We start from the raw sequence: 21,482 nt of genomic DNA, 5'->3' as shown, positions 1-21,482 counted from the left end.
GCGGCAGTCGAGCGGCGCGTAGTTGGGCTGGCGGCGCGACCGGTACTCGACAGCCGGTCGGTCAGCGGTCGAGCACTCGGCACTCGGCTGGCAGCATTCAGCTAGCGGCAGTCGAGCGGTGTGGCTGGGCTGGCGGCGCGGCCGGTGCCCAGAAGCTAGACAATGAGCGATCGCGTAGCCGCCACTCGCCCTACCACCCCCGCCGCCGCCAAGACTGCCACCAAACCCACTCCCGCCCCTTGTTCACCGCCGCGCTCACCACCAGCGGCCGCAGGTACGGCATCGCCCGCTCACCCACCGCGCGCCGCACCTTCAGCCCCGCGTACTCCGGTAGCCGCCGGTACTCCGGCCAGCAGTCCTCCGCGAACGCCACCAGCTCCGTCACCGGAACCGTCCCCGTCAGCCCCTTGTCGTACGCGCGCACCGCCCGACGCAGCGCCTGCCGCGCCAGCCTCCGTCGCATGTCCGCGGCCCACGCGTCGGCGTCCGGCAGGGCGTCGCCGCACTTCACCAGCACCGACTCGAACGCCGCGCGCCGCTGCCGGAGGTCGTCCAGCTGCCCTCCGAAGTCGACCGTCGACATGTTCGCGCCGTGCCGCCGGTAATACGCCTGGTCCGCCCCCCGGATGTGCCCCACGCCGGCCACCGACGCCGCGCGCATCCACATCTCGATGTCTCCCGAGTGCGGCAGCGCGGGGTCGTAGCCGCCGATGCGCTTCTGCACCGACGTGCGGATCACCACCTCCGGCGACGTGATGCACCCCTCCGCCGTGCGGAAGCGCCGCCGCAGCCACCACAGGCCCGGGCGCACCGCCCACTGCCCGCTGTGCCAGTCCGCGCCGCGCGCTGGCGGCAGCGCGGAGCCGTCCTGGAACGTCAGCGGGTGCCCGTACACGAACCCGACCGCAGGGTGCGCGTCCAGCAGCGCCGTGGCGCGCACCAGCGCGCCGGGCGTCAGCCGGTCGTCGGCCGACAGCAGGACGCTGTAGTCCCCGTCGGCCCACTCCAGCAGCCCCTCGTTGTACGTCGCGATGTGCCCCCGGTTGGCCTCGTGCACCTGCACCGTGATCCGCGGGTCGGCGGCCGCCAGCTCCCGGGCCCGGTCCGCCGAGTCGTCGGGCGAGGCGTCGTCGATGATCAGGACCCGTACGTCCACGCCCGGCTGTTCGTCCAGCACGCTCCGCACGCAGTCGGCCAAGAAGTGCCCGTACCGGTAGCACGGAATCACGACACTGACACTGCCCATAACAATCCGCCCGGTCCCTCGCCGCTAACAGCTCGCCGTCAAAACAGATCAAGAAAGAGATCAAGAACAAGAACAAACCAGCAAGCGGCCGGCCGGCCCCCGCGCCCGAAGGCGCAGAACCCGACCGGCCACCAGCCCTACCGAATCCCCGGCTTGTTACTCCGACTCCCCCAGGAAGGCGACGGCAACACGCCCGGCGCCACCCCCAGCGGCGTCCCCGAGCCCGGCACGTGCGGCGTCCCGCCGACCACCAGCGTCGGCTGGATCACCCACGTCAGCGGCGGCGTCGGATCGTCGTTGCCGACGTTCACGTTCACCGTCACCCGGTACGACGCGGTCCGCGGCAGCAGCCCGTTGGGATGGAACGCCACCACGTGCGTCGCCGGATCGAACGTCACGAACCCCGGCATGTTCGTCCCCGCCTGCCACTCCTGCCCCGGCACCGGCGCCGCCGTCACCACGGTCATCTTCACCGACGCCGGATCGGCCGTCGGGGGAAGCACCGTCGTGATCGGATGCGTCGGGTCCATCACCGGGTCCTCGCGCAGCGCGAGCCGGTTGCCCGCGAGCGTCGGCACCACCGCGGCCCCCGTCGCCCCCGCCGTCCGGGTCCCGCTGACCCGCACGCTCGGGCTCCTCAGCGGCGTCGCGGCCGGGCTCGCGGCCGGCGCCGTCGTCTGGAACACCGGATCCACCCAGTAGTTCGTGGCGTTGTAGGTGTTCGTCGGGAACGTGGTCGACGCCCCGTAGGAGTACAGACCGTTGGAAGTGCCCGGCGCGCTCAGCGGATAGTACGTGTGCTGGTTGGTGAAGTACCCCGCGTCAGCCGCGTAGTGCCCGACCGGCGCGTGGTAGGAGACCACGTACGTCGTGTTCGCCGCGATCGACACCGGCGTCGAGAACGTCAGCGTCTGCCACCCCGAAGCGCTCTCCCCGGTGAACGTGCCCGTCGCCAGCTGCTGCCCGGTGGCGCTCCACAGCGTCCCGGTGTGCGTGCCGGTGTTCGAAGCACTCTTGTAGAACCGCAGCCCGGTCACGTTCCCCGCCAACGACGACGAGAACTTCACCCCGAGCTCCACCGAGTTCCCGTCCCCGGAGTCCGCCGTGTTGGGCACCGTGGACGACGGCCACAGCGTGCACGGGCACGCCGGCGCCGGCATCGTGGCGGCCGTGGTGAACGACCACGTCACCGGAGCGGTCATCGCGTTCCCGTACGCGTCGTCCGCCTGGATCGACGCGGTGTACCCGGTGCTCAGCCCCAGCGGGCTGTCCGGCGTGAACACGATCGTGTTCGTCGCCGCCGTGTAGCTCACGGACCCGGGAACCGCGGTCCCCGTCCCGTCCTTCACGGTGAAGGTCGCCGTCGTCTGGTCCATCGCCGCGCTGAACGACGCCGACACCTGCGTCGTCGGCGACACCGCGGTCGCCCCCGACCCCGGCGTCGTCGAGGTCACCGTCGGCGGCGTGGTCGGGATCCCGGTGTTGTCGAACACCGGGTCCACCCAGTAGTTGGTGTCGTTGAAGGAGTTGTTCGGGAAGCTCGTCGACGCCGCGTAGGCGTAGACGCCGTCCCCGCTGGACGGGGTCGACTGCTGCGCCTGGATCGGCGGCGCCCCGGCCCCGGCGTTCGTGAAGTAGCCGGCGTCGGCCGCGTAGTGCCCGACCGGCGCGTGGTACGACACCACGTACGTCGCGTTGGCCTTGATCGACACCGGAGTGGTGAAGTTCAAGGTCTGCCAGCCGGGCTGCGTCACCGTCGCCGTCGAGGCCGGCGTGGATCCCAGCAGGATCCCGTTCGAGGTCCACAGGCTCGCCACGTGGGAGCCGGTGTTCGCCGGGCTCTGGTAGAACCGGACGCCGGTGATCTTGCCCGCGGTCGAGGTCTTGAACTTCGTCCCGATCTCCACCGACGAGCCGTCCCCGCTGTCCGGATGCCCCGGCGAGGCCGTGGACGGGAAGATCACACAGGGGCAGATCTGCGGCCCGATGGTCAGGCTGACCGACTGCGTGGCTCCGATGTCCGCGTTGTCGTCCTCGGACCGGACCTGGATGGTCGCGCTGCCCATCGTGGTCGGCGTCCAGGCGTAGCTCCAGGTCACCGCGCCGCCGTTGGTGTGCGTGGTGTTGGCGGCGTTCCACGTGGTGCCGCCGTCCACGGAGACCTCGACCCGCGCCACCACGGTCCCGGCCGCCGGCGCCGCGGTGCCGGTGGCCGTCAGCGGCTTGAGCACCTGCACCGTGGTGCCGGAGGACGGCGAGGTGACCGCCGTGGTCGGGCCCTGCGTCCCGCCCGCCAGCGGCGTCCCGATGACCAGCCCGGTCTGCGGGGTGGTCGGCTGCACGCCCTCGTCGGTGAGCATGTTCATGGTCGCCTGCTGGACGTCGCGGTCCGCCGTGGTGGTCTGGTTGGGCGGGTTCGGCGGGTTCGCGACGCCGGTGTTGTCGGTGTGGAGGTTGTTCAGGCCCCAGGACCACTGGACCGTGGCCGTGCCGAACACCAGCGCGTGCGACGTCTGGTCGCGGAACTCCACCAGACTGTGCGTGGCCTGCCCGGTCGAGTAGTTGTTGCCGTAGTCCGTGCGGAGCTGGTCCACGGTCAGCGTCGTCGAGGACAGGTCGATCTCACCGGGCGGCCGGGTGGAGTCGGCGTAGTCCGAGTCCCACTCGTAGCCGAGCAGACCGTACGGCGTGCTCTCCGAACCGCTCATGAGGCTCGCGACCGACGTGTTCCGCCAGACCCGCAAGTTCGAGAACTGCGACGAGAACGTGATCGGCGAGTACTGGTTCGCGTTGACCGAGAACAGTGTGCCGGTCAACTGGTCCTCAGGTGCCGCGCCCGACCCTAAGCCGTGCGCGTCCATCCAGGTACCGGTCCACTGCCCTGTCGGGTCTGGGACTCCGTCCACCGGGGTGGTCCCGTACAGCTTCGTCATCTTGTACGTGGTCATGGTGCGGTTCGGCGTGTTCGACCCGTCGATGCTGTTCTCCATCCGGGTCCGCCAGAACACCTCGTTGCCCGCCATGAAGATCTGGTTCTGTCCAGCGTGGCGCGCCGCCATGACGTTGTTCCACTGGGCCTGGTTCCAGTACTCGTCGTGGCCCGAGGAGATGAACACCTTGTGGTTGCTCACCGACTGCGCATCCGCCGTGGCGTCGAGGCCGGAGATGTAGCTGACGTCGTAGCCGTTCTCCTCCAGCCAGTAGATCAGCGAGAACTCCGAGCCGAAGATCCCGTTCTGGCCGATGTCCGGCAGCGGCCGGTTGTAGCTGACGCGGTACGCGCGGCCGTCCGGCGCCGGGCCGTTGCCGACGTACACGTCCTGGCCGCCGAAGGTGTTGTACGCCTGCCAGGTCTGGTCGGACGTCTGCACCACGATGTCGCTGTGGTGCGCGGCGTTGTCCGGCTCCCGGACGATCACCGGCACCGGCATGTAGCCGATCAGCGCGTCGGTGCTGTCCCACTGCTCCAGTGCCACGATGTAGACCCCGGACACCGCGGTGGACGGCACCTGGATCGACACGGTGGTCGGCCAGTTGCCGCAGTCCACCAAGCCGGTGGACTTGTCGGAGTCACACGCCGGCAGGGTGCTGCCGTAGTCGGCCGGGTACGTGCCGGTCGAGGTGTTCATGCTCCAGGACATCATCCGGGAGCCCTTGCCCGCGTAGTACCCCAGCCGGTCGACCTCGACCGCGTACTTCGTCGGCGACTCCACCTTCAAGGTGATCGTGCCGCCGGGCAGGACGCTCTCGGTGTTGGTGAACCCCTGGATGTCTCCGTAGGCACTCGTGTACGTCGCCAGGTTCCCGGCGCCGTCCGTCAGATCCTGCACACCGGAGGTCTGCTGGTTCTCACACGCCACCGCGTTGGCACACGTCGAAGCGTGGGCCGGCACAGCCGCGCCCCACACCGTCACCACTGAGGCGACCGCCGCCGCTAGGGCGGCGTATACAGGCTTTCTCAGCCCTCTGAAGAATTTGTGCGACATCGTTCGGCAACCTCGTTCGAAGTGCTCTGGTCCTGCTACGAGCGGCTCTGGTGCGCAGACAGCGCCCGGGCCAGGGCGGCGACGACGGTCTCCTGCTGCTCCCGCATCAGGTGCGGGTGCAGCGGCAGGGAGAGCGTGTGCGCCGCGACGTGTTCGGCGTGCGGGAACGACGCGTCGGTGGCGAACGCGCCGGTCCGGTGGAGGGGCACCGGGTAGTGGATCCCCGCACCGATGCCCTCGGCCTCCAGGCCGGCCAGGACCGCGTCGCGCGCGGGAACCTGGACTGTGTACAGATGCCAGACGTGCTCGTTGCCCGGCAGCACGGCCGGCAGCGTGACGTCCTCGACGTCCGCGAGCAGCTTGTCGTAGTACGCCGCCGCGGCCTGGCGTGCGGCGTTCCACTCCGGGAGCCGGCGCAGTTTGGCGCGCAGGACGACCGCCTGCAGCGCGTCGAGCCGGCTGTTGACGCCCGCGATGTCGTGCGCGTACTTCGCCAGGCCGCCGTGGCTGCCCAGCTTGCGCACCGTCTCGGCCAGCTCTTCGTCGTCCGTGAGGACGGCGCCCCCGTCCCCGTACGCGCCGAGGTTCTTACCCGGGTAGAAGCTCGTCGCGGCGATCGCCCCGGGGCCCGAACCGGGCGTCCGGCCCAGCCGGCCGGCGCCCTGGCACTGCGCGGCGTCCTCGACGATGCGGATGTCGCTGCCGGCCAGCCCCGCCCGCAGTTCCTCGACCGGTGCCAGCTGTCCGTACAGGTGGACCGGCACGATCGCCTTGGTGGCCGGACGGATCGCGGCCAGCGCGGCGGGGACGTCGATCAGGCAGCTGACCGGGTCGCAGTCCACGAACACCGGCTCGGCCCCGATCCGGGCCACCGCGCCGGCGGTCGCGGCGAAGGTGTTCGCCGGGACGATCACCTCGTCGCCCGGGACGACGCCGACCGCCCGCAGCGACAGCTCCACGGCGTCGGTGCCGTTGGCCACACCGACGCAGTGCTGGACGCCTCCGAACGCCGCGTACTCGCGCTCGAAGGCCGCCACCTGCGGACCGCCGACGAATCCCGTGGTGGCCAGCACCTCGGCGAACCCGGCCTGGACCGCGTGCGCGATCTCCGCGTGTGCGGCGGCCAGATCGACCAGGGGTATGCGCGGGCTCATGGATGGGTCCTCCGGTCGGTGACACCGCGCTGCCCGGCGCGGTGGGTGAGTGATCGATGACAGGTGGTGGTGCTATGACAACAGCGGCGAGGGCATCTGCCTTGACCCTCGCCGTCTCCGTTCCCCGCGTTCACCGGAGTGCGGCTCGGTGCGCTGTCGGCTCCGGGCGCCGGACGTCCCGCAGTTTGCGGGCCGGACTCCCGACCCACACCTCGCCCTCCGGGACGTCGCGGAGCACCACCGACCCCATTCCGATCTGCGACCAGGCGCCGATGTGCACGCCCTCCCGGACCATCGCCCCGGCCCCGATGTAGGCGCCCTCGTCGACCACCACGCCGCCGCCGAGCTTCACCCCGGAGGCCAGGGTCGCGTAGTCCCGGACCACGACGTCGTGGGTCACCACGGCGTGCGGCATCACGGCCACGTGCCGGCTGATCGTGGCGTCGGCGGTCAGCACCACCCCGGCCAGCAGCACGGATCCGGCGCCGACCGTCGAGCTCCGCGACACCTGCGCGAAGGGGTGGACGACGGTCGCGTACCGGCGCTCGGGCAGCCCGAGCCGCTCGACGATCTCGGCCCGCGCGAAGTAGTTGCGCGGGTTGCCGACGCAGACCACGAGCCGCACGTCCGGCAGCTCGCGCACCAGGTCGACCGGACCCAGCACCTGGTCGGCGATGAGCAGCCCGGGATTCGCGTCGTCGAGGAAGCCGGCGAACACGTCCGAGCCCGGATACAGATCACGCACGGCGTCAGCCGTCTCCCGACCGAAGCCGCCCGCCCCGGCTATCGCGATCCGCAGTTCAGTCACCGGCAGCCGCCTTCAATACGGCTACCACACGGTCCTGCTGCTCGGCGGTCATGCCGTGGAACACCGGCAGGATCAACGAGTTCAGGCTCAGGTCCTCGGTGACCGGCAGCCGCGGCGTGCTGACGTCCGCGTACGCGGGCTCCAGGTGCGCGGCCATGATGCCGCGGCGCGCGGACACCCCGGCGTCCGAGAGCCGGAGCAGCAGATCGTCGCGGGAGACCGGGAACCGCTCGTCCAGGCGCACCCAGAACGACTGGTAGTTGGTCTGCCCGTACTCGGGGTCCGTCACCGGCGTCAGGCCCTTGATATCAGCGAGCTCACGCTGGTACCGGGCCGCGAGCTCGCGCCGCTCGGCGACCGTCGGCGCGAGCTTGCGGAGCTGCACCAGCCCGACGGCGGCCTGGATGTCGGTCATCCGGTAGTTGAAGCCGGTCTCCAGATACGCCTCCAGCACCGGCTTGCTGCTGGCGTGCCGGTCGGCTGCCGAGACGTTCATCCCGTGCTCGCGCAGCCGCCGCATCCGCGCGGCGTACTCGGCGTCGTCGGTGGTGACCATGCCGCCCTCACCGGTGGTGAGCAGCTTGCGCGGGTGGAACGACCAGGCGGCCACCTGCGCGCCGACGCCGACCGGCCGGTCCCGGTACCGCACGCCGGCCGCGCATGCCGCGTCCTCCAGCAGCGCGAGGCCACGGTCCGCGCACAGCCCACGCAGGGCGTCCAGATCAGCCGGGACCCCGCCCTGGTGGACGAGGATCACGGCGCGCGTCCTGGGCGTCAGGACGGCGGTGATCGTCTCAGGGGTCAGATTCCCGGTGGTGAGGTCCACGTCGGCGAACACCGGAGCGGCACCGACGTAGCGGGCCGCGTTCGCGGTCGCGATGAACGACAGCGACGGCACCACGACCTCGTCGCCGGCCTTGACGCCGAGCGCCACCAGGCCGAGGTGCAGCGCGGTGGTGCCGGAGCTGACGGCGACGCCGTGCGCGGCGCCGACCTCGGCCGCGAAGGCCCGCTCGAACTCCGCGACGCGCGGACCCTGCGCGACCCAGCCGGAGCGCACGGCCTCAGCCGCCGCCTCGGCCTCCTCCTCGCCGAGCCACGGGATCATCACCGGGATGCGCGGCGCCGCCTCGGTTTCGGTGGCCACTGCGCTGCTCATGAGGAGGCTCCCTCGACCGCGGCCCCGGACGCCGCCTTCGCCGCCTTCGCCGCCGCGGCCCGCTCGGCCGCCGCCGCGACTCCCGACACCGGCTCGGACGGCGCCGGCTCGGACTGCTCGCTGCGCCACCAGTCGACCAGGTCCGCGAGGCCTTCGCGCAGCCCCATCTCGGCCTTGAAGCCCAGCCGCGCCTCGGCTTGCGAGGTGTCGGCCAGACGCCGGGTGACGCCGTTGACCGCACGCGGCGGCCCGTACTCCACCGGCAGATCCGAGCCCATGACCTCCAGCAGCGTCTTCGCCAGGTCGTTCAGGCTGGTCTCGACGCCGCAGGCGATGTTGAACACCTCGTCGGTGAGATCCGACGCGGCGGCCAGCACGTTCGCCCGTGCGATGTCCGCGACGTGCACGAAGTCCATCGTCTGCGTGCCGTCGCCGAGGATCAGCGGCGGCGTTCCCGAGGAGATGCGCTCCATCCAGCGGATCAGCACCTCGGTGTAAAGGCCGTGGATGTCCATGCGCGGGCCGTAGACGTTGAAGTAGCGGAGCGCCACGTAGTCGAGCCCGTACATGCTCTTGAAGCTGCGGAGCATCGCCTCGTTGAAGGCCTTCGCCGCGCCGTAGAACGTGTCGTTGTTGTAGGAGTGGTGGCGCTCGTCGGTCGGGAACTGCTCGGCCAGACCGTAGACCGAGGCCGAGGACGACGCCACGACCTTCTTCACCCCCGCCGCCGCGGCGGCCTCCAGCACGTTGAACGTGCCGTCCACCAACACCTCGTTGGCCAGCCGCGGCTCCTCGGCGCACTGCGTGATCCGGATCGCCGCCAGGTGGAACACCACGTCGGTGCCCGCGGTCAGCTCCGCGAGCAGTCCCCGGTCCCCGATGTCGCCCTCGACGATCTGCACCCGGCCGCTCGGCAGGGCCGCCGCCAGGTTGGCCCGGCGGCCGCGCACGAAGTTGTCCAGCACGACCACCGACGCGCAGCCGGCGTCCAGCAGCCGGTCCACGACGTGCGAGCCGATCGTTCCGGCCCCGCCGGTGACCAGCGCGCGGCTGCCGGCCAGATCGACCGCCGCGCCGGTGGGAACCGTGTCGTTCATTCGCCCTCCAAGGCGTCGTCGCTCACAGCCACGAGGGCTCCGTTCTCGGCGAGGCTGCGCGAGGCGGCCTCGAGGATGCGCAGGACCCGCAGGCCCGCGCGGCCGTCGGTGGCCGCCGGCGTGCCGGTGCGCACGGCGCGGGCGAACTCCTCGACCGCCGCCGCCAGCGCCTCCCGCTCGTTCAGCGCCGGGGCGACCATGTCGCCGATCCGGTACGACACCAGGGCCGCGCGGCGCTGGTCCGCGCCGAGCTCGTCCGGCGTGGCCAGGTCCACCCCGCGGTCGAAGACGCTGACCCGCTGCGCGGGGTTCATGTCGTCCCAGACCAGGGTCCGCTTGGAGCCGCCGACGATGGTGGTGCGCACCTTGCTCGGGGACAGCCAGTTCACGTGGCCGTGCGCGATCGCGCCCGAGGACAGCGCCAGCGTCAGGTAGGCCACGCAGGTCCGGCCGGCCCCTATCGGGTCGGCGCCGGTCGCGGCCACCGCCACCGGCTTCACGCCCGGCGGGAGGATGAAGTCCAGGATCGACAGGTCGTGCGGAGCCAGGTCCCACAACACGTCGACGTCCGGCTGGATGAGCCCCAGGTTGATCCGGACCGAGTCGACGAAGTGCACCTCGCCGAGCTCGCCGGAGTGAATCAACTCCCTGATGGCCAGGGCGGCCGGGGTGTAGCAGTAGGTGTGGTCGCACATCAGCACCAGGTCGCGCTTGGCCGCCTCGGCGACCAGCTCCGCGCCCTCGGCCTCGGTGGCGGCCAGCGGCTTCTCGACCAGGACGTGCCGCCCCGACCGCAGCGCGGCCAGCGCGACATCCCGGTGCGTACGCGCCGGCGTCGCGATCGCCACCGCTTTGACTTGCGGGTCTGCCAGCGCTTCGTCCAGCGCTCCGGTGACCTGGACGCTGGCGTACGGCGCCGCGACCTTGCGGGCCCGCTCGGTGTCCAGATCGACCAGCCAGCGCAGGTCCCAGTCCGGCGAGGCCATGAAGTTCCGCACGAGGTTCGGTCCCCAATACCCGGCACCGACCACCGCGATACCCGGCCGCTCAGCGGCCGGCGATCCCCCCGACATCTCAGTACGCTCCTTTGCCCTTGACGACCGCCGAGCCGGTGCGCAGCAAGATCTCCGCATCCAGGCCCAGCGACCAGTTCTCGACGTATCCCAGGTCCAGCCGCACCGCGTCCGCCCACGCCAGGTCGGAGCGGCCGCTCACCTGCCACAGCCCGGTCAGGCCCGGCTTGACCAGCAGCCGGCGCCGGACCTCCTCGCTGTACTTCGCCGCCTCTTCCGGCAGCGGCGGACGCGGCCCGACCAGGGACATGTCGCCGCGCACCACGTTGAGCAGCTGCGGGAGCTCGTCCAGCGAGTACCGGCGCAGCACGGCGCCGACCTTCGTCACCCGCGGGTCCCGCCGCGCCTTGAACAGCAAGCCGTCGGAGTTCACGTTCAGATGCGCGAGCTCCTGCTTCACCGCCGCGGCGTCGGTCGACATGGTGCGGAACTTGAACAGGACGAAGTGCTCCCCGCGCAGTCCCACGCGGACCTGCCGGAAGTAGATCGGACGCCCGTCGCCGAACATGATCGCCAGCGACACCGCCAGGAAGATCGGCGACAGCAGCAGGATGCCGATGGCCGCCATCACCCGCTCGCCGATCTCCTTCGGGACCCGCGCCCCGCGCGACAGGCGCGGCGCCCGGACGTGGAACAGCGGCACGCCGCCGTCCCGCCGGACCGCCAGCCGCGCCGGCGAGATCTCACTGAGGAACGGGGCGACCAGGATGTCCACACCCTGGTTCGCCAGGCGCCAGCCCAGCCCGCTGAGCGCCGCCGCTCCGAGGTGCGGGCCGGGCATGAGCACCACGACCTCGCATCCGGTCACTTCCAATGCCGTCGCGACCTGCTCGGCGTCGCTGGGTCCGCCGTGCGCGGTCAGCGTGCCCACGTTGAGCGGGTCCAACGGATCCTGTGGACGCGGTGGTACCGAGCCCGATGGTTGCGACAACGGGCCCTGTCCAGGGCCCGCCACCTCCAATGCGGCCACCGCGCGCAGTGCCGAGCGTTCGCGCCGCAGGATCGTGGCCATCGCAGAGCACTGAATCGCGCTGCCGACCAGCAGCGCCGGCCGCGACGACAGCCCGGGATGCCGGGCCTGCATGGCGCGGAACGCCTTGCGGGCCAACAGCGAACCCACCGCCGCGGTCGGGACTGCCACGAGCAGCCCGCGCAGAAGCCGGTCGTTGCGTGCCACCAGCGCACACAACGCCGCCAGAGCGGCCATCGCCGCGAGGCAGGCCCTGAGGATCCGGTGGTACTCCTCGGTGCCCGGCCCCACGTGCCGCCGCTCGTACAGCCGGTGCGCGTTGGACGCGCCGACCCATGCCACAGGCACGGCGACCAGCGCCGGCCACTGGTCCTGGACCGGCACCGCGAGCCAGGTGGCCGCGGTCGCACATGTCCAGTCCATCGCCACCAGGAGCGCCGTGCCGGCGCGCCTGCCGTATCTCATGGTCCAGGTTCGCGCCGGCTGTAGCCGCCGCACGACCTGACTTTCCACGCCTGACCCGACCGCCATGCCGAAATCCCCCCACGGAATCTCATCGCACCGCCTGACGCCGCCCGCCCCGCACTTCCCTCGGCCATGACCGTTGCGTAACTGCCCGAACTCCGTCGAACGTGAAGCATGCTAGTGGTCCTGTGATACTTCGCGCGAGATGTCATGGAGAGATATCATGGCTAACACTTAGCGTCGTTCTGCTGTTATACGTGCTGTGTCCAAACATGGTCGCCTGTGGGACAACCACTGAAGCCTCGCGGGGCCGGTGGGTTGGGGGGATAGGGATGGCGCGTAACGCGCTGCGCTGGAGTAAGGACGCACTGAACCGGCTCGTCGGCTGGCAAGTCATCTTCGAGTGGCGGAACAGAACCATGAAATGGCCGGGTGTGCTACGCATGCGCGGCTTCGAAGATCGTGAAGTTCGGCGCCTGCGGAGCGAAGCGCCGCTTTTGTCCGCCCGGGTCGCGGTGGTGATCCCGACGTACAAACGGCCCGACGGACTTTCGGCAGCAGTGGCCTCGGTCTTGGCGCAGACCTGGTCGGACTTCGTGCTCGTCGTCGTGGACGACGGCGGCGGCGGGTTGGAGGCGGCGCAGCTGCCTGCGGATCCACGGCTTCGCACGGTGTCACTGTCGGAGAACTCGCATGTGCTCGGCCTGGTGCGGAACGTCGGGATGCGGCTGACGGAGTCGCGCTACGTGGCGTTCCTGGACGACGACAACACCTGGGAGCCGGACCACCTGGCGCTGACGGTGAAAACCCTCATGGACTCGCCTCGGCTGTCCGGCGTGTACACCGCCTTGCACCGGGTGCTGCCGGACGGGTCGGATCTGGACGTTTTGTCAGTGCCCTTCGATCGCAAGCGTGCGTCGTGGGACTCGTTCCTGGACTGCAACGCCTTCGTGGCGGTCCGCAGCCGGGCCCTGATCTTCAGCCGGATGCCGCGGCCCATCGGCCTGCTCCCACGCGAGGACTGGGAGATGATGTACCGCTTCACGCGGCGCCACCGCATCACGCACCTGCCGACTCCCACGGTTCGCTACCTGGTGAACCCGTCGAGCTTCTACACGCAGTGGGACAAGGACAAGAAGAACGACGAGGCGCGCACAGAGAACAAGGACGCGCAGCAGAACGGCAAGCAGCACCACCAGGGCACGCCGGCCCCCCAGCCGGCCGGGGAGGGCGAATGAGCGGCACGGAGCTGCGGAACATCTCGTTCCACGGAATCGGCACACCGAACGAACCGGAACGCGAACCGGACGAGCACCGCTACTGGGTGACGGAGTCGGCGTTCCTGCGCGTACTGGACCTCTGCGCGGAACAACCCAACGTCCGCCTGAGCTTCGACGACGGCAACGCCTCCGACGCGGAGATCGCCTTGCCGGCCCTGCAGGAACGAGGCCTCACCGCCGACTTCTTCCCGATCGCCGACCGCCTCGGCACCCCCGGCAACCTCGACGACGACACGGTCAAAGCCCTGGCCACCGCCGGCATGACCGTCGGCACCCACGGCGCGGCGCACCGTCCCTGGACGAAGGTCCCGCCGGCGGACCAGAACGCTGAGCTGCAGGACGCCCGCGCACGCATCGCCGAGGCCGCAGGCCGCCCGGTCGACACGGCGGCCTGCCCGTTCGGCGCCTACGACCGCAAGGTGCTTCAGGCACTGCGCACGGCGGGCTACCGCACGGTGTTCACCAGCGACGCCCGCCCCGCGCGCAGCGGGAACTGGCTACAGCCGCGCTACAGCGTCGAGGCGGATGACACGCCGGAGACGGTGCGCGCGCGAATGCTGACGCCGCGGCCGGCCGGCGGGCGCGCGGTGGATCGGGCGTGGCTGATGGCTAAGGCTTGGCGATGAGGGGGCGCGGGTGTCGCGCAGTGGTCAGCGGTGGGCTTGCCGCGGGCGGCTGGCCTGAAAACGTCGCTGCAATGCTCAAGCCCAATCTCAAATCCCGTGCTGCGGAAAGACATTTAATTGCGGCGAGAAAGCCCTCTATTGTCATCGAGGCATGCAAGTGCCGCTCCGGGCTCACCGCTGCGAAAGCGAGCCGCCCCGCATGACCACCTCCGCTGCTCCGGCCTCCTCTCCCGCCCGCGTTCTCATCGGCTTCGCCGATGCCTTCGCGGCGATCGAGTCGGCCTGGTCCCTGGCCGACGCCGACTACGAGGTCTTCGCCTTCGCGCGGCGCGGTACCTCGCCGGCGCTGGCCGCGTCGCGGCGGGTGCGCATCGTGCCGGTCACCGCGCCGGAAGATGATGCCGCGGCCTGTGTCGCCGACGTCGTCGACGCCGCGCACCGCCTCGGCGCCTCCGTGCTCATGCCGCTCGACGATCTGGCGGTCTGGGTCGCCGACCGGACCGGGCTTCGGGTCGCCGGCGCCACCGGGAAGGCCGCCGACTTCGCGCTCGACAAGCGGCTGCAGGTCGAGGCCGCCGCCGGGGCCGGGTTCGCGGTTCCGGCGCGCACGCCCGAAGGCCCGTGGATCGTCAAAGCCGCGATGGCCGCGATCGAGCAGGACAACAAGCTGATCCGCCCCGGCGGGCGCGCCGCCGCCACCGAGGCCGACGTCGAAGCCGCCAGCGCGGACCTCGCCGGTCCGGTCCTGGTCCAGCAGCTCCTCACCGGCGTCGGGGAGGGGGTCTTCGGCTTCGCGACGCCCGACGGCGTGCGCGCCTGGAGTGGTCACCGCCGCGTGCGGATGGCCGACCCGCGGGGCTCGGCCTCCAGTGCGTGCCGCTCCGTCGCGGTCGACGAGGAGCTGCGCCAGTCCACCGAAAAGCTCCTGGCCTCCGTCGGCTGGCGCGGCATGTTCATGCTCGAACTCCTCCGCGACGCCGACGGCACGCCGTGGTTCATGGAGGTCAACGGCCGGCCCTGGGGCAGCATGGCGCTGGCCGTCCGCCGCGGCTTCGACTACCCGGTGTGGGCCGTGCGGCAGGCGCTCGATCCGGCGTTCGTGCCCGACGCGCCGGACCCCGAGCCGCCGCACATCGTCTGCCGCCACCTCGGCCGCGAGCTGATCCACCTCGCCGCGGTCATGCGCGGGCCGATGAAGGACCACCCGGGGCCCTGGCCCAAGCGCGGCGCGACGCTGGCCGCGCTGCGGCCGACGCGCGCTGACCGTTGGTACAACCTGCGTGCTGGTGAGCGGCGTGTGTTCTGGCGGGATACGTGGTCGACGCTCGCCAAGCAGGCCGCTCGGATGAGAGGGAAAGCTTCGTGACCAGCCCTGTGACCACCCCGGTGACCACGGTCCGCGCGGTGGCGCACATCCACTCCGAGTGGTCCGACGACGCGTCGTGGCCGCTGGACCGGCTGGCCGCCGCGTTCCGCAAGCGGGGGCGCAACGTGCTGCTGATGTGCGAGCACAGCCGCACGTTCACGGAGGCCAAGTGGCAGGAGTACGTCGAGGCGTGCGCGGCGGCGTCCGGGAACGGGGTCCTGGTCGTGCCGGGGCTGGAGTACAACGACGCCGACAACGTCGTCCACATCCCCGTCTGGGGCGAGGTCCCGTTCCTCAGCCAGACCCCGGACATCGCCGACGTCCTGGCGCACACACGAGAGGCGGACGGCGTCGCTGTCTTCGCGCACCCCTGGCGCCGCAACGCCTGGCGGCGCTTCGACCCGGCGTGGGCGAAGGACCTGACGGCGGTCGAGATCTGGAACCGCAAGTACGACGGCTGGGCGCCGAACCGGCAGGCGCGCGCATACGCGGAGCAGCTGGGGCTGCCGCCGTTCGTGTCGCTGGACTTTCACAGCGCGCGGCAGTTCTTTCCGCTGGCGATGGAGCTCACGCTCAGCGGGCCGCTGAGCCGCGGCATTGTGGAAGACGCGCTCCGCGACGGGCGGTTCGAGGCGCTGGCGTTCAGCCGGTCGGCGCTGCGGCTGACGTCGGGGGTCGGCGGAGTCGCGCTCGCTGCGGCTGAGGCGGCGCGGGCTGTTGCGGCTCGCGCGGTGCGGACTGCGCTGGGCAAGAGGAAGTAGAAGGAAGTAGACCGGCGCTTCCTGTTTATCGGTGCTGCTAATTCTGCTGGGGCTGGGGCTATCAACCAGCCCCAGCCACCACTCCCGTCACGGCCCCGGTTTCGCCCGCATCCGAGCGGGGCTCACCAACGCCCGCACCGCCGCCCTACTACTAGCACGCCCCAGCAATGCCCGCGACGACTCGCGCAACAGCAGCGCGCCCCAGAATGCCGCCGTCGCCGGTGCCGCGTGCGTCCGCTTGTAAAGCCGCACCCGGTTCACCGTGAGCAGCGTCCACAGCTTCGGCGAAACCGTCGCCTCGCCTTCCAGGTGCACCGCGACCGCGTCCGGCGCCAACCGTGTTGCGAGGCCGTGCGATCGCGCCCGCAAGGCGTATTCCGTCTCCTCTGAATAGAGGAAGAAGGACTCGTCCCATGGCCCGCACGCCTCGACGCACTCCCGGGACAGCGCCATCAGCGACCCGGCGACCCAATCCGCGCGGGTCGGGCCCCGGTACGCCTGGGGGTCCGCGACCTGTTCGCCGAGTGCCGCGAAGCGCCCCGAGCGATGCGCACCCAGGACCATCTCGCCCAGCAGCCGCAACGGATTCGGCTCGCGTCGCAGCGTCCTGATCATCCGTCCGGTGCCGTCGAACAGCACCGGTGCCGTGATCCCGGTCCCCGACCGCTCCAGTCCGCGCACCAAGGCCGCGCCGCATCCCGGCCGCATCCGGATGTCCGGGTTGCAGACCAGAACCGCGTCCGTCTGCTTGTCCAGCGGGCCGACAGCGTCCAGCGCCGCGTTGATCGCGGCGGAGTAGCCGGCGTTGCGGCCGGTCTGCACCACGAGCGCCTCGGGAGCCGTGGTCCGCACCAGATCGGCGGTGCCGTCGGCGGAGTCGTTGTCGGCAACGACCAGCCGCCACCGCAAGCCGCTCATGCCGGATTCCAGCGAGTCCAACAGGCCAGGCAGCACGTCGGCGCTGTTCCAGGTCACCACGATCAGCACAGCCCCGGGCAAGTCCTCAGCGGACGACTCCATCAAGCACCTCCGTCAACGCCGCGACCCAGCGGGCCATCCCGAACTCCGTCTCCGCCAACTGCCGTGCCTGGCGCCCCATCGCCTCCGACCGCTCCGGATCGGCGATCAGCTCCAGGATCTTCGCACGCAACGCCGCCGCGTCGTGCGCCGGCACGAACGCGCCGTTGACGCCTTCCTCCAGCGCGTCCCGCTGCCCGTCGACGCGCGTGCACACCACCGCGCGGCCCATCGAGAAGGCCTCGATCATGCAGCTGATGCCGTTGTCGGTGTCGCTGGGGTGCAGCGGCAGCACGACGAAGCGCGAGCGCGCGTACAGATCGCGCATCTCGACCGGCGTCAGCGGGCCGAACGTGACGCCGTCCGGGAGCCCGACGCGTTCGCCGCGGTCGCCGAGCTCGGCGCGCCAGCGGTCGTCCATCCCGGCGACCAGCGAGCCGGCGATGTGGCAGCGGACGCCCGTGCCGTCGAGGGCGGCGATCAGCGTGGCGAAGTCGCGCATCTCGCGGCCGGCGGAGCAGATCATGACGGCGTCCGGGTCGTCCGGGTCCGGTTTGGCCAGCGCGGGGTCGAAGAACTCGGTGTCCACGACCCATTTCGGCGACACGATCCGGTCCGCCGGCACCCCGAGCTGCTTGACCGCGAACTCGGCCTGCGCCGACGGCGGCAGGACCAACGTTTTGATCCCCGGCCACGCGTGGCGCAGCAGCTTCGCCTTGGCGCCGGAGGAGATCCAGCTGTAGAGCACGACGAGCGGCGTTCGCTTCCGCCGGCCGGTGAAGCGCAGCGCCAGAGCCAGCGGCAGGCTCGCGGCCTCGGCGCCCCAGGCGAAGATCGCGTCGTACTTCTTGCGCACGCGGAACGCCTCGGCGGCGAAGGCCAGCGGGAGCGGCAACTTGCCGTAGACCAGCCTCCGCAGCTTCGACGGACCGGTCACGAACCGCTGGTCCAGGACCGTCAGGTCGTACGGCAGGTCGTAAAGCCAAACCTTCGGGCGCTCCCCTGCCTTCGCCTGTTCGGCGACCTCTTCGAGAAACGGCGGGAACCAGCCCGCCGACACCAGCACCAGAATCCGGCTGTCCGTCACGCGGCCATGCTCGCAAAGTCGGGAACAACCCCACAAGAGCATTAGAACCCTGACAGGACGCGTGCGGAGTCCGATGCGATACTGGGCAATCGTGGTGTCAGTGGTCATCCCCGCGCACAACGAGGCGAGCGTGGTCGGACGTCTGCTCAGCAGACTTCTGGCCGGAGCCGCGCCGGGTGAATTCGAGATTTGGGTCGTCGCCAACGGCTGCACGGACGACACGGCGGAGATCGCCGGGACGTTCGCCGACGTCAAGGTGCTGGTCACTCCGCAGGCGAACAAGCACGCCGCCATGCGGCTCGCCGACGAGCACGCCGAAGGCTTTCCGCGGCTGTACGTGGACGCGGACGTCGAGCTCGGGGCGCAGGACGTGCGCGCCCTGGCGGCCGTGTTCGACGATCCCGGCGTCCTGGCTGCCGGGCCGTCGCGCGCGATGCCCGCCGAAGGGCGGCCGTGGACCGTGCGCTGGTTCTACGACGTGTGGGACGAGCTGCCGGTGGTGCGCGAGGGGCTGTTCGGGCGCGGCGTGGTCGGGGTCTCGCGCGAGGGCTGGGACCGGCTGCGCGCGCTGCCGCCGCTGCTCGGCGACGACCTCGCGGCCTCGCTGCTCTTCGAGCCGGAGCAGCGGCGGGTGCTGTCGGAGGCCTCGGTGGTCGTCCATCCGCCGCGCACCGCCGGAGCGCTGCTCAAGATCCGCACCCGGGCGCTGGTCTCGACGCTCCAGGCCGCCGACGATCCGGAGCTGGCCTCGGCGTCGGGGTCGGCACGCACGTCCCTGTCCGATCTGCGGGCGATCGCCTCGGCGTCGCCGGTCCGCAACGGACCCAAGGTCGTGTGGTTCCTCGCGCTCACAGTCGCGACCAAAGTACGCGCTCGGCGGGCGGTGCGTGCGGGGGACTTCAAGACCTGGCAGCGCGACGACACGAGCCGGGGAGCGTGATCGGCGACACCGGAGCATGATCAAAGTGTCAGTTTTCTGATTCTTGGGTAGCGTCCGCCACCAGGGGGTGGGGAAATCATGACGGAACGTATCCGAACACCGCACGCTGTGCTGGTACTGCTGAACCTTCCGGTGCCCGACGACCAGCGCGCCTGGTCTCAGGCTCTTGCGCTGCGCGACGACGGGGCGCGGGTGAGCGTGGTGTGCCCGGCGATCCGCGGGCGCCGGCCGGGCCGGGAGCGGATCGACGGCATCGACGTGATCCGCTTCCGCTCCTTCGAGGGGCAGGGAGCCCTGGCCACGGCGGCCGAAGGCTTCTGGACCGCCTCCGCGGCGGCCGAGGCGGCACGGCGTGCGCTGCGCGGCTCCCGGGGCGGCCGCCGCATGCTGCAGATCGGCAACCCCCCGGACCTGCTGTTCCCGCTGGCCTGGTGGGCCCGCCGCAACGGGATCCGGACCGTGTACGACCAGCGCGACGTGGTGCCGGTGCTGGCGGAGTCGCGCGCCGGCTTCAGCAAGCTGACGCCGATGTTCCTGGCGGCCGAGCGGCGCATGATCACGACGGCCGATGTGGTGATAACCCCTAGTGAGGAACAGCGGGCCCGGATCCTGGAGCGGTACGGCCGGGACGCGATCATCATCCGCACGGCGGAGGTGCCGGCCGAGCGGGACGAGCGGGACGTCACTGACGCCGCCGCCACCGAAGCAGCCGACGTTGCCGCCGAAGCCACGCCACCCGACCTCGTCATCGGCTACCTCGGCGTCATCGGCGAACAGGACGGCCTCACCGACCTCCTCGACGCCGTCGCCCTCCTGCGCGCCGACGGCGCCACCGGCTTCCGCGTCGAGGTCGCCGGCGACGGCCCGGCCCTGCCCGCGGCCCGCGCGCACGCCACCCGTCTGGACCTGGACTCCCTGGTCACGTTCCACGGCTGGCTCGGCCCCGGCGCCGTCGACACGTTCCTCGGCCGCATCGACGCCATGGCCGTGCCCGACCCCGACAACCCGTTCAACCACTTCTGCGCGATGAACAAGGTCACCCACGCGATGGCCCGTGGCATTCCGATCGCCCTGCGCCCGCTGCGCGAGAACGTGCGTCTCACCGACGGCCACGCCTACGAGGCCGCCGACATGACCATCCGCTCCTTCGCCGACGCCCTGGCCACCCTCCTCAAGGACGCCCCGGCCGGCCGCGCCGAGATCGCGGCGGCGGCCCGCGCCACGTTCGAGGCGCATCTGTCCTGGCCCCAGCACGCTCCCCGCTACATCGCCGCGGTGTCCCCGGTACTTCGTTGATCAACAGGGAGTTGGAAGGGGCCTCACTCGGCCTCTTCCAACTCCATCCCCCGCACGAATCCGCCGCGGGCCCGGCCCCCGCCGAAGATCTCGTCCCAGTCGAAGTCCTCAGGGATCTCCGGCAGCGAGACCACCACCCCGCCCCCGCTCTGCGCGACGGCGTCACACCAGGCGACCATCCCGTCGACGTCCCCGGTCTCCGCCAACGTGGGTATCAGGCACCCGCCGCTCGGCCCGTCGAGCACGCAGACGGTCAGCCCGGCCATCAGCTGCCACCCGTCGCACACCGGCACCCGCCCCTCCGGAGCGACCAAAGCGGGCAGCTCACCGTGCACCGCAGGCGCCTTCCCCACGACTAGCAACGGCAGCGGACCCAGCACGAACCGCGCGTTCTCCCGCGGCAGCAGCATCGCAGTCACCGCGCCACCGTACAGGCGTCCCATCGGCATCGCAGCAAAAAAGGGCTGGTGATCGCGAGATGAATTCTCAGACCTAGTACGGCAGCCGCACTTGATGTTCATGGAGGTGCGATTTGACCGCGGCGTTTGAAGTGGCTGCGTCGTGCGCGGTGTTGGTGTCGTCGTCGCCACAGGCTCCAGCCGATCGTGAACAGTAGCTGGTGGGCCTTGTTGCCGATGCGGGTGAACAGTCGGCGGATCTCGGCCAGTGACAGGTCTACCAGCTCGTCACACCGGTCGACCGCAGCCCCCTTTTGCGGGCGCGTTCGGCCGCGCGGATCACGGTCAGGCAGGCGTGCGCGGCCATCGACAAGGTGATGTGCCGGTACCAGGCCGTGTACTTGCGGACCTGGTAATGGTCCAGGCCGCACTCGTTCTTCGCGGTCTGGAAGCACTCCTCGATGGCCCACCTCGCCCCGGCGACCTCGACCAGCTTCTTCAGCGTCGTGGCCGCCGGGCCGAAGCAGTGGTAGTAGGCGATCTCGCCGTCGCTGATCGACCGGCGGGCCAGCACCCACCGCTTGCGGCCATCGGTATCGCAGGGCACGCCCACGCGCAGCCAGTCCTAGAACCGTTCGCCGTGGGCTCCGGTCCCGGCGGACCTGCGCTGCCAGCGCCCGGACGGCTGGGCCGCGACCAGGTCGGCCACCGACGGTCCGCCGGGAGCCGACAGGTTCGTCGAACGCGTGGCCA

At 71.0% G+C, this 21,482-nt stretch carries 17 protein-coding genes and 1 pseudogene; 6 read left to right on the top strand and 12 right to left on the bottom strand.

From position 1 onward, the window contains the following. Positions 1-190: 190 nt before the first annotated feature. From GWK61_RS30960 to GWK61_RS30925, 8 genes are all read right to left on the bottom strand, one after another. Positions 191-1,246: a glycosyltransferase family 2 protein gene (locus GWK61_RS30960; RefSeq protein WP_194914921.1), complete on the bottom strand. Its 1,056-nt coding sequence runs from the start codon at positions 1,244-1,246 to the stop codon at positions 191-193. 137 nt (positions 1,247-1,383) lie between these two features. Beyond that, positions 1,384-5,232 carry a DUF4082 domain-containing protein gene (locus GWK61_RS30955; protein WP_194914919.1) on the bottom strand — a complete coding sequence of 1,283 codons (3,849 nt, stop codon included), beginning with the start codon at positions 5,230-5,232 and terminating at the stop codon, positions 1,384-1,386. A 35-nt stretch (positions 5,233-5,267) separates the two neighbouring features. After that, positions 5,268-6,386, bottom strand: a complete 1,119-nt coding sequence (locus GWK61_RS30950; protein ID WP_194914917.1) for a DegT/DnrJ/EryC1/StrS family aminotransferase — start codon at positions 6,384-6,386, stop codon at positions 5,268-5,270. A gap of 130 nt (positions 6,387-6,516) precedes the next feature. Continuing rightward, the gene (locus GWK61_RS30945) at positions 6,517-7,194 is read right to left on the bottom strand and encodes a NeuD/PglB/VioB family sugar acetyltransferase (protein ID WP_194914914.1); all 678 of its coding nucleotides are present in this window, start codon (positions 7,192-7,194) and stop codon (positions 6,517-6,519) included. Next, on the bottom strand, positions 7,187-8,353 hold the full coding sequence (locus tag GWK61_RS30940) for a DegT/DnrJ/EryC1/StrS family aminotransferase (RefSeq protein WP_194914904.1): 1,167 nt from the start codon (positions 8,351-8,353) through the stop codon (positions 7,187-7,189). Before GWK61_RS30940 ends, GWK61_RS30945 begins: the two co-directional genes overlap by 8 nt. Further along, complete coding sequence (locus tag GWK61_RS30935) at positions 8,350-9,450, bottom strand: NAD-dependent epimerase/dehydratase family protein (RefSeq protein WP_194914902.1); 1,101 nt, start codon at positions 9,448-9,450, stop codon at positions 8,350-8,352. Before GWK61_RS30935 ends, GWK61_RS30940 begins: the two co-directional genes overlap by 4 nt. Next, a complete protein-coding gene (locus tag GWK61_RS30930; RefSeq protein ID WP_194914901.1) occupies positions 9,447-10,523 on the bottom strand; it encodes a Gfo/Idh/MocA family protein in 1,077 nt (358 codons plus the stop codon). Before GWK61_RS30930 ends, GWK61_RS30935 begins: the two co-directional genes overlap by 4 nt. 1 nt (position 10,524) lies before the next feature. After that, positions 10,525-11,958, bottom strand: a complete 1,434-nt coding sequence (locus GWK61_RS30925) for a sugar transferase (RefSeq protein ID WP_194914899.1) — start codon at positions 11,956-11,958, stop codon at positions 10,525-10,527. A 272-nt stretch (positions 11,959-12,230) separates the two neighbouring features. Between GWK61_RS30925 and GWK61_RS30920 the strand changes: the two genes are divergently transcribed. From GWK61_RS30920 to GWK61_RS30905, 4 genes are all read left to right on the top strand, one after another. Next, on the top strand, positions 12,231-13,196 hold the full coding sequence (locus GWK61_RS30920; protein ID WP_323747831.1) for a glycosyltransferase family 2 protein: 966 nt from the start codon (positions 12,231-12,233) through the stop codon (positions 13,194-13,196). After that, positions 13,193-13,864, top strand: a complete 672-nt coding sequence (locus tag GWK61_RS30915) for a polysaccharide deacetylase family protein (protein ID WP_194914891.1) — start codon at positions 13,193-13,195, stop codon at positions 13,862-13,864. The genes GWK61_RS30920 and GWK61_RS30915 overlap by 4 nt, the downstream gene beginning before the upstream one ends. 199 nt (positions 13,865-14,063) lie before the next feature. Beyond that, positions 14,064-15,230: an ATP-grasp domain-containing protein gene (locus tag GWK61_RS30910; RefSeq protein ID WP_194914889.1), complete on the top strand. Its 1,167-nt coding sequence runs from the start codon at positions 14,064-14,066 to the stop codon at positions 15,228-15,230. After that, a complete protein-coding gene (locus tag GWK61_RS30905; RefSeq protein WP_194914887.1) occupies positions 15,227-15,991 on the top strand; it encodes a PHP domain-containing protein in 765 nt (254 codons plus the stop codon). Before GWK61_RS30910 ends, GWK61_RS30905 begins: the two co-directional genes overlap by 4 nt. A gap of 87 nt (positions 15,992-16,078) precedes the next feature. Here the strand turns inward: GWK61_RS30905 and GWK61_RS30900 are convergent, their stop codons facing one another. Further along, entirely contained in the window at positions 16,079-17,011 is a 933-nt protein-coding gene (locus tag GWK61_RS30900) for a glycosyltransferase family 2 protein (RefSeq protein ID WP_194914885.1), read from the bottom strand. After that, positions 16,995-18,095, bottom strand: coding sequence for a glycosyltransferase family 4 protein (locus tag GWK61_RS59890; RefSeq protein WP_194914883.1), 1,101 nt, complete (start codon positions 18,093-18,095; stop codon positions 16,995-16,997). The genes GWK61_RS30900 and GWK61_RS59890 overlap by 17 nt, the downstream gene beginning before the upstream one ends. A gap of 73 nt (positions 18,096-18,168) precedes the next feature. On the opposite strand from GWK61_RS59890, the gene GWK61_RS30890 reads away from it, so the two are divergent. Together GWK61_RS30890 and GWK61_RS30885 are read left to right on the top strand one after the other, a co-directional pair. Next, the gene (locus tag GWK61_RS30890; protein ID WP_228563212.1) at positions 18,169-19,035 is read left to right on the top strand and encodes a glycosyltransferase family 2 protein; all 867 of its coding nucleotides are present in this window, start codon (positions 18,169-18,171) and stop codon (positions 19,033-19,035) included. 78 nt (positions 19,036-19,113) lie between these two features. Further along, positions 19,114-20,331 (top strand): glycosyltransferase, encoded by a 1,218-nt coding sequence (locus tag GWK61_RS30885; protein ID WP_194914879.1) that lies wholly within the window; start codon positions 19,114-19,116, stop codon positions 20,329-20,331. 23 nt (positions 20,332-20,354) lie between these two features. Here GWK61_RS30885 and GWK61_RS30880 read toward each other — a convergent pair whose 3' ends face one another. Both GWK61_RS30880 and GWK61_RS30875 read right to left on the bottom strand, forming a co-directional pair. Continuing rightward, positions 20,355-20,750: a hypothetical protein gene (locus GWK61_RS30880; RefSeq protein ID WP_194914877.1), complete on the bottom strand. Its 396-nt coding sequence runs from the start codon at positions 20,748-20,750 to the stop codon at positions 20,355-20,357. Between the two features lie 256 nt (positions 20,751-21,006). Next, positions 21,007-21,482: pseudogene (locus tag GWK61_RS30875) on the bottom strand (IS701 family transposase); the annotation flags it as partial.

Origin of the sequence: Catenulispora rubra (genome assembly GCF_015356825.1) — a bacterium.
In the GTDB taxonomy this organism is placed as follows: Bacteria; Actinomycetota; Actinomycetes; order Streptomycetales; family Catenulisporaceae; genus Catenulispora; species Catenulispora rubra.
This window is presented reverse-complemented; position numbering and strand designations above follow the sequence as displayed.

Bases quoted from the DNA above. Each gene is read 5' to 3' on its own strand.
- GWK61_RS30955 (WP_194914919.1), bottom strand. From the start codon at position 5,232: ATGTCGCACAAATTCTTCAGAGGGCTGAGAAAGCCTGTATACGCCGCC.
- GWK61_RS30900 (WP_194914885.1), bottom strand. From the start codon at position 17,011: ATGGAGTCGTCCGCTGAGGACTTGCCCGGGGCTGTGCTGATCGTGGTG.
- GWK61_RS30935 (WP_194914902.1), bottom strand. From the start codon at position 9,450: ATGAACGACACGGTTCCCACCGGCGCGGCGGTCGATCTGGCCGGCAGC.
- GWK61_RS30910 (WP_194914889.1), top strand. From the start codon at position 14,064: ATGACCACCTCCGCTGCTCCGGCCTCCTCTCCCGCCCGCGTTCTCATC.
- GWK61_RS30940 (WP_194914904.1), bottom strand. From the start codon at position 8,353: ATGAGCAGCGCAGTGGCCACCGAAACCGAGGCGGCGCCGCGCATCCCG.
- GWK61_RS30960 (WP_194914921.1), bottom strand. From the start codon at position 1,246: ATGGGCAGTGTCAGTGTCGTGATTCCGTGCTACCGGTACGGGCACTTC.
- GWK61_RS30890 (WP_228563212.1), top strand. From the start codon at position 18,169: ATGCGATACTGGGCAATCGTGGTGTCAGTGGTCATCCCCGCGCACAAC.
- GWK61_RS30920 (WP_323747831.1), top strand. From the start codon at position 12,231: ATGGTCGCCTGTGGGACAACCACTGAAGCCTCGCGGGGCCGGTGGGTT.
- GWK61_RS30885 (WP_194914879.1), top strand. From the start codon at position 19,114: ATGACGGAACGTATCCGAACACCGCACGCTGTGCTGGTACTGCTGAAC.
- GWK61_RS30915 (WP_194914891.1), top strand. From the start codon at position 13,193: ATGAGCGGCACGGAGCTGCGGAACATCTCGTTCCACGGAATCGGCACA.
- GWK61_RS30950 (WP_194914917.1), bottom strand. From the start codon at position 6,386: ATGAGCCCGCGCATACCCCTGGTCGATCTGGCCGCCGCACACGCGGAG.
- GWK61_RS30930 (WP_194914901.1), bottom strand. From the start codon at position 10,523: ATGTCGGGGGGATCGCCGGCCGCTGAGCGGCCGGGTATCGCGGTGGTC.
- GWK61_RS30925 (WP_194914899.1), bottom strand. From the start codon at position 11,958: ATGAGATACGGCAGGCGCGCCGGCACGGCGCTCCTGGTGGCGATGGAC.